Annotated in this window: 5 protein-coding genes; 4 read left to right on the top strand and 1 reads right to left on the bottom strand. The window is 69.2% G+C overall.

Annotation, left to right across the window (positions count from 1 at the left end; genetic code table 11):
* The first annotated feature begins 38 nt into the window (after positions 1-38).
* Positions 39-446, top strand: coding sequence for a GFA family protein (locus VH499_RS08770; RefSeq protein ID WP_332052330.1), 408 nt, complete (start codon positions 39-41; stop codon positions 444-446).
* 166 nt (positions 447-612) lie between these two features.
* Positions 613-1,815 (top strand): MFS transporter, encoded by a 1,203-nt coding sequence (locus VH499_RS08765; RefSeq protein WP_332052329.1) that lies wholly within the window; start codon positions 613-615, stop codon positions 1,813-1,815.
* Positions 1,816-1,824: 9 nt separating this feature from the next.
* On the opposite strand, the gene VH499_RS08760 is transcribed toward VH499_RS08765, so the two are convergent.
* Complete coding sequence (locus VH499_RS08760) at positions 1,825-2,388, bottom strand: hypothetical protein (protein ID WP_332052328.1); 564 nt, start codon at positions 2,386-2,388, stop codon at positions 1,825-1,827.
* A 54-nt stretch (positions 2,389-2,442) separates the two neighbouring features.
* On the opposite strand from VH499_RS08760, the gene VH499_RS08755 reads away from it, so the two are divergent.
* Complete coding sequence (locus tag VH499_RS08755; protein WP_332052327.1) at positions 2,443-2,739, top strand: type II toxin-antitoxin system RelE/ParE family toxin; 297 nt, start codon at positions 2,443-2,445, stop codon at positions 2,737-2,739.
* The coding region (locus VH499_RS08750) for an addiction module antidote protein (protein WP_332052326.1) at positions 2,740-2,919 on the top strand (180 nt) is incomplete at its 3' end.

Raw genomic sequence — 2,919 nt, 5'->3', positions numbered from 1 at the left:
GGGGGCTAGGCTTTCGACGGCAAGCAAGGGAGGCAAGCATGCGACATCTGTCGGGCGGGTGCCTGTGCGGCAAGGTGCGCTATTCGGCCGACGCCGATCCGGTGTTCACCGCGATCTGCCATTGCAAGAACTGCCAGAAGCAGGCCGGGGCGTCGTTCTCGCTCAACGTCGGGGTTCCGGCCGCCGCGCTGTCGGTGACCGGGCCGATCAAGACCTTCCAGGACAGGGGCGACAGCGGCAAGCCGGTGCGCCGCAAGTTCTGTCCGGAGTGCGGCTCGCCGCTCGTCACCGAGGTCGAGACCATGCCCGGCGTCGCGATCGTCAAGGCGGGCACGCTCGACGACACGAGCTGGCTCAAGCCCAACATGGAGATCTATTGCGACAGCGCCCAGGCGTGGACGCCGCGTACCGCCGGTGCGCAGCAGTTCGCGAAGGCACCGGGCTGAGGGCGCCGGGCTGAGGGCGCCGGGCTGAACGGGTCGCCGGCCGTCGCGACGGCTGCTTGCGTCCACGATCCGCCGGCGGCCATCTCTCCGGCTGCGCCGGGGAGGCAATGATGCGATCGGAGTCGATGCGCTCCAGGATGGGAGCGGGTCATCGGGGGGAGACGGCGTGAAGGAGAGATCGGGGGGAGCGCGCTGGGCGATGCTGGCGCTCTGCTTCGGGGTGCGCATCGGGCTCGGCTTCCAGTTCCAGACCCTGGGCTCGGTGGCCGATCCGCTGGCCGGCGCGCTGGGCTTGAGCTTCGCCGAGATCGGCACGCTGATCGGGCTCTTCATGGTGCCGGGCCTCGTGCTCTCGATTCCGGCCGGCGTCGCCGGCCGGCGCTTCTCAGATCGCAGCCTGATCGCGGGCGGGATGCTCCTGATGGCGCTGGGCGGCGCGATCGCGGCGCTGGCCGACGGCTTCGCGCTGCTCGCGGCCGGGCGTCTGGTCTGCGGCGCGGGCTTCGTCGTCGCCACCATCTTCCTCACCAAGGCGATCGCCGACTGGTTCGCCGGCCGCGAGCTCGCCACCGCCATGGCGATCCTGGTGATGAGCTGGCCGTTCGGCATCGCCATGGGCCAGGTGGCGCACGGCTGGCTGGCCCGGCTCTTCGACTGGCGCGTGCCGTTCGCGGCCGCCTCGCTCTATTGCCTGCTCGGCGCCGCGGCGATGTGGCTCGCCTACCGCGCGCCGACCGCGCACGAGCCGATCGCACCCGAGGCGGTAGCGACAGCGCCGGCGGCGGCGACGACGCTCAGCCGGCGCGAATGGATCCTGACGCTGGCCGCGGCACTGGTCTGGGCCGCGTTCAACGCCGGCTACATCGTCTATCTCAGCTTCGCGCCGCAGGTCCTGACCGCGCACGGCATCGGCGCGCTCGACGCTGCCTCGACCATCAGCCTCGCGAGCTGGGTGATGATCTTCTCCGGCGCGCTCTGCGGCCAGATCGCCGACCGTACCCGGCGGTCGGACCTGATCCTCGCCGTGTGCCTCGGCGGCGCCATGCTCGCGCTGGTGCTGCTGCCGCAGGTCGCGTGGAGCGTGCCGCTGGCGCTCCTGTTCGGCCTCGTCGGCATGGCGCCGGCCGGCCTCATCATGGCGCTGACCGGCGAGGCGATGGCGCCCGCCAGGCGGCCGGTCGGCATGGGCATCTTCTTCAGCGCCTATTTCCTGCTGACCGCGCCGGCACCGGCGATCGCCGGCTGGCTCTACGACCGCACCGGCGATCCCTTCCTGCCGATCGTGCTGGCCGTCGCCTTCTTCGCCGTGACGCTGGCGGCCAATCTCGGCTTCCGGCTGGCGCAGCGGCGGCTGCCGGAGGCGGCGTGAGCGCGACCGCTATTGCCGTTTGAGCTGGACGTCGCCCGGCCCGTCGGGGGTCGAATAGACGCCGCGCAGTTCGTTGGCGCCCGTCACGCGCAGGTCGAAGCGATAGTTGCCGTCCTGGCTCACGAAGTGCAGGACCTCGCCGGCCAGGTTCCCTCGCCATTTGCTCACGCCGGGCTTAATCGCGACACCGTTGCCATGATACGTGACGCTGTCGCCCCACACGTACCTCGCCCTGACGACCCCCTGCGGCTCGATGCGCGCGATGACGAAGCCGATGCACAGGGTCACGTCGGTCCCGTTGCCCGACGGCTGCGTGGCACGGCCCACCCAGATGCCGGAAAACGCGCGCGCGCCGGCCGGGATGTCCGGAGCCGGCGGCGTCATCGCATAGTCGACCTTCTGGCCGCAGATCGTGGTCGTCTGGGCACGCCCGTCGCCCGGATGAAGGGCGAGCACCGAGATCGCGACGCCGATGGCGGCGAGATATCTCATGAAGGCCCCCCCGGGTTTCGCGATGGTCCCTTCGTCGAAGCCCAGCATATCGAGCAGCCGGCGGACGTGCGCAACGGGCATTCCTCTACTGTGAACTATGGTTGACATGACCCATGCCGTTGCCATAGTTGACACTTGGTCGAACTCATCAAAGCCGATTCCTTCGACAGTTGGCTGGGCCAGCTGCGAGACCGCCAAGGCAAGGCCCGTATCCTCGACCGGATCGAGCGGTTGGCAAGGGGCAATCCCGGCGACGTGAAGCCGGTGGGTGGCGGCATCTCCGAGATGAGGATCCACCATGGCCCGGGCTACCGGGTCTATTTCATTGAGCGCGGCCCGCTGGTGATCATCCTGCTCTGCGGCGGCGACAAGTCCACGCAGAAGCGGGACATCGAGCGGGCCAAGGCGCTCGCCGCGCAATGGAGGAACTGAATGGCAAAGACGAAGAAGGCCAGGACCACTTTCAGCCGGTACGATTCGGCCGAGTATCTCAAGGACGAGGAGGATATCGCTGCCTTTCTGGACGTCGTCATGGAGGAAGGCGCCGCAGATCCGGCCTATGTCACCCATGCCCTCGGTGTCGTGGCTCGGGCCCGCAACATGAGCCAGCTC

The sequence above is a fragment of the Reyranella sp. genome (assembly GCF_036558665.1).
Taxonomy (GTDB): Bacteria; Pseudomonadota; Alphaproteobacteria; order Reyranellales; family Reyranellaceae; genus Reyranella.
The sequence above is the reverse complement of the archived record's forward strand: the minus strand, read 5'-3'. Positions and strand labels throughout refer to the sequence as shown.